4 protein-coding genes are annotated in these 4,252 nt (G+C 71.3%); 1 reads left to right on the plus strand and 3 read right to left on the minus strand.

From position 1 onward, the window contains the following. Nucleotides 1-717, plus strand: a 717-nt coding sequence (locus tag QOL99_RS15450; RefSeq protein WP_285525130.1) for a phospholipase D-like domain-containing protein, incomplete at its 5' end; no start/stop codon positions are given. 134 nt (nucleotides 718-851) lie between these two features. On the opposite strand, the gene ispH is transcribed toward QOL99_RS15450, so the two are convergent. The 3 genes from ispH to QOL99_RS15465 all read right to left on the minus strand — a co-directional run. Continuing rightward, nucleotides 852-1,862 (minus strand): 4-hydroxy-3-methylbut-2-enyl diphosphate reductase, encoded by a 1,011-nt coding sequence (ispH, locus tag QOL99_RS15455; RefSeq protein WP_285525132.1) that lies wholly within the window; start codon nucleotides 1,860-1,862, stop codon nucleotides 852-854. Between the two features lie 117 nt (nucleotides 1,863-1,979). After that, on the minus strand, nucleotides 1,980-3,650 hold the full coding sequence (locus tag QOL99_RS15460; RefSeq protein WP_285525133.1) for a glycerol-3-phosphate acyltransferase: 1,671 nt from the start codon (nucleotides 3,648-3,650) through the stop codon (nucleotides 1,980-1,982). Nucleotides 3,651-3,704: 54 nt separating this feature from the next. Beyond that, the coding region (locus QOL99_RS15465) for an FAD-dependent oxidoreductase (RefSeq protein WP_285525134.1) at nucleotides 3,705-4,252 on the minus strand (548 nt) is incomplete at its 5' end.

Genomic DNA, 4,252 nt, shown 5'->3' on the forward strand with positions numbered 1-4,252 from the left:
ACCTGGGAACTGGGGCGGGCGCTGACCTGCACCCGCCGCCCCCGCTCCGGCCTGCTGCGCCGGGACTGTCCGCTGGCGGCAGGGCCGTCGCCCTGGCCGCTGATCTGGCCGACTCCAGCGGCCCCGGCCGGGGAGGCCCACGTCTATCCCCTCTACCGCCGCAGCGGCTATACCGGGACGGACGGGGCCCTGGTGGACCTGCTGGGCGCGGCCCGGGGGCGGCTGGACCTGATCCAGTCGCAGATCGGCGGCACCGTGGGCTGCGTGGGCGAGCTGTCCGAGCTGGCGGGGTGTGCCCTGGAACGGCAGCTTCCGGTGTGGCGGGCAGTCGTCTCGGCCATCCGCGACCACGGCGTCACGGTCCGGCTGCTGCTGGACTACGACCCCGCCCTGCAAGCCGAGACGCTGGGCCTGCTGCGGGCGATGCGCCTCGAACTGCGTGGGCTGGGGCTGGACGACCACCTCCAGACCCGCTGGTACGGCACCGAGGGCGGCGTCCACACCAAGATGATCGTGGTGGACGGCGAGATGCTGGTCGTCGGCAGCCACAACCTCCATTTCTCGTCGTTCGGGCGCACCGGCCTGGTCGAATATTCGCTGGCGACCAGCGACGGGGCCGCCCTTCGGGAAGCCCAGGCCCTCTTCGACTTCGAGTGGGCGCGGGGCACGGCGATCCGGACGCCGTGGTGGTTGCCCGCGCTGCCGGACGGGGTGTAGCGGAAGCGTTCAGCCGTCGGCGCTCAGCCAGGGCAAAAGGCCGGGTCGGGATGCCCGGCAACCGTTGTGTTCTCACTCGCTCCGCTCGGGTTGAACAGTTGGAAGTTGGAGAAGCTGTGCAACCGGAATATTGATCACCGCATCGTGCGCGGCAGCTCCTGCGTCGGCAGAATCTTCCTCGGCTCGCGGAACTCGATGTTCTCCCACTCGCCTTCCTCGACGACGTCCAGCGCCGGGTTCAGCGCCCGGAAGTGCGCGACCACCTCCTGCACGAGGTCATCCGGCGTGCTCGCTGCGCTGGTGATGCCCAGCGCCTTGATACCCGTCAGGTCGAGGCCCGCGAGGTCGGCGGCCGTCTCCAGCCGCTCGGCCCGGCCGCACAGGTCGCGGGCGAGTTCCAGCAGGCGCATGCCGTTGCTGGAGTGCGGGCTGGTCAGCACGAGGAAGGCGTCGACCTGCGGCGCGATGGCCTTTACCGCGTCCTGGCGGTTTTTCGTGGCATAGCACAGGTCTTCACTGGGCGGCACCACCAGCGCGGGAAAGCGCCCCCTGAGGATGTCCACCGTCCGCCGCGTGTCGTCCACGCTGAGGGTGGTCTGGGTCAGCACCACCACCCTCCCCGGGTCGGGGACCTCGACCGTGTAGGGGTCGTGCAGCCCCTCGTCCGGCCCTTCCTTATGACGCTGCCCCAGCACGCCCACCACGATGGTCTGCTCGGGGGCCTCGCCGCGCGTGCCGATGACCTCCTGGTGCCGGGCGCTGTCGCCGATCAGCAGGATGGTGTAGCCCTCGCGGGCGTACTTCTTGGCCTCGGTGTGGACCTTGGTGACCAGCGGGCAGGTCGCGTCGATGGTCGCGAGGCCCAGCGACCGCGCCCGCTCGCGCACCGCCGGGCTGACCCCGTGGGCGCTGAAGACGACCGTCTCGCTGCCCTGCGGCAGCCCTGAGATGTCGTCCAGGCTCTCCACGAACTGCACGCCGCCCTGCCGCTCCAGCCGCTCCACGACGGTGTGGTTGTGAACGATGGAGTGGTAGACGGTCAGCGGCCCCGTCTCCTGCCGGGCGGCCTTTTCCACCGCCCCGATCGCCATGACGACCCCCGCGCAAAAGCCGCGCGGCTTGGCGAGGTGAATGCGTTCAATCATGAGCTGGCCTCCCGGTCATGGGTTCAGTGTAGGGGGCAGAGGGGAGGGCAAATGGGCCGTCAGCTCCCAGCGGTCAGACGTCAGCAGCGGGCAAGCTGAGGGCTGAGAGCTGAGAGCTCAGTCCACCACCTCGAACCCCAGCCGCTCGGCCTGCTCCACGAAGAAATTGATGTTCTCGGTCAGCGTCTGCGGCCCCAGGCTCTTGCGGTGGTGTTCGCCCGTCGCGGCGATGATCAGGGTCTCCGCGAGACAGGCGGGCACCGCGCCCTCGCCGAACTGGAGGTCGATGTTGCTGGTCATGCCGCCGGGGGGCCGCACCACGCCGCCGGGAATCAGGCGCACGCCGGGAACCTCCAGCACGCTCTCGTGCGCGTCGGCGGGGCGGCCCTCGTCGAAGATCCAGGTGCCCGGCTTGACATGCTCGGGGAAGATCACCGGGTTAGGGTCGGAGGTTGCGCTGAAGATCAGGTCGGCTTCCTTCAGCGTGTCGTAGCTCGTGGTGGTGACGATCTCGGTGTCCTTCGCCGCCCGGCGCAGGGTGTTGGCGGTGCGTTCCAGCCGCTCCATGTCGCGCCCGATCATGATGACCTTGCCGACCTGCGGGGCAATGGTCCGCGCGATGCCGAAGGCGACCACCCCGTTGGCTCCCACGATGCCCGCCGTGGCCTGCCGCAGATCACGCCCCGCCGCCTGAAAGTGTTCCAGGATGCCGGGGATCGCTGCCTTGATGGTGCCGCTGGTGTACGCGCCGCCGTTGGTGATGGTGAGGTCCGGCACCGCCGCCTGCACGTCCACGCCCTTGTTGCCCACGACGCTCCAGAAGGCGCCCAGCCCGAAGACCTCGGCTCCCAGCTCCTGCGCCAGCCGCGCGCCCTCGATGGCCCGCCGGGTGGCGAGGTCGGGCTGGTCGCGGAACACGTCGGGCAGCAGGGGGCTGCTCAGCAGGTAGCAGCGGATCTCCTTGCCCTCATTGGTCTTGATGCCGTGCAGTTCGCCCACCTTCATGGGCCGCAGGTTCTCGGCCATGCGGCGCACGCTGGCCTCGCTGATCACGCCCCGGTCCACCAGCGGTTTCATCCAGGCGAAGCGGCGCGACTGCCAGAAGTTCTCCAGCGTCATCGGGTGGATCATGAAGGCGGTGACCACCTGATCGGCCCGCTTGCCCGCGACGGGCACGTCGCCCAGCGAGCGCGGCTCGGTGCCGTCCATCATCCGGCCCAGGTTCTCCTTGAAGCGCCACCCGGCCGCGACCAGCAGCCCCAGCGCCCCCAGCTTGGCCGGAATGCCCAGCGGTGACACCGCCACCAGCGCGGCAAAGGCCAGCAGCCCCAGCAGCGTCGCCCCGCTCGCGTAGCCCCAGTAGCCCAGCACGGCGGCGTACACGACCACGGGCAGCACCGTCAGCCACAGGCTCAGGCCCGTCACCGACAGCCCCGCCAGCACCCCCAGCAGCACGAGGTTGCCCCGGCCACGCGGCGGCGTCTGGCCGTACACGAACCGGGGCGGGTTGAGGTGCCCCAGGTACGCCGCCAGCCCGGCCAGCACGCACACCTCCGGCGATCCCAGGGCCGAGGCCATCAGCACGGCCAGGAAGCCCTTGGCCGCGTCCAGCCCCGCGCCCGCCGCCGCCGGGCCGGGGCCGACGCGCCGCAGCACGTTCTCCACGCCGAGGTTGTAGGCATTGTTGACCCGGGAATCCACCCCCAGCCGCCGCAGCAGCCAGTGGCCCAGCGGCAGACTCCCCACCAGAAACGCGAGCACGAGGAGCAGGGCCGACAGAAACGCCATGCGGGGCATTCTAGCCGGGTTGGTCAGAGGGGCAGTGTCCCAGGCGTCCGGGTCTCAGGCGTCTGGAGCGGGCCGGGCCGGATACCCCCCCTTCTCGCTGCTGTGCCCGGGCCGGACCTTCAGTTCGGGCCGAACGTGGTGCGCGGCGTGGTTGGCCGCGACCGCCGCCTGCGCGAAGGCCACCGCCAGCAGCTTGAAGTCCCCCCCCGACCGGGCGAGGTCGCCCACCACGTAGACGCCGGGCAGGGCCGTCTCGCCGCCGGGACCGTCGGGGACATACTCGCCCTGCCACTCCAGCGGCCAGCCCGCGAGCGGGGAGAGATCGGGGAGGTAGCCGTTCAGGACGAGGACCGTGTCGGCCTCCACCTCCCGCACCCCGTCCCCCAGGGTCAGGACCGCGCCCGTGGGCGTCAGGCGGTCCAGCACGGCCGGGGCGAGCACCTCCAACGTGCCCGCCGCCCGCCCCGCCTCCAGCGCGGCCAGCGTCCCCGGATCACCCCGGAAGCCCGCCCGGCGGTGGGTCAGGATGACCCGCGCCCCCGCCGAGGCGAGGTCGGTCGCCGCGCGGGTCGCCTGCGGCACACCGCCCACCACCAGCACCC

Source organism: Deinococcus rhizophilus, from assembly GCF_030271215.1.
In the GTDB taxonomy this organism is placed as follows: domain Bacteria; phylum Deinococcota; class Deinococci; order Deinococcales; family Deinococcaceae; genus Deinococcus; species Deinococcus rhizophilus.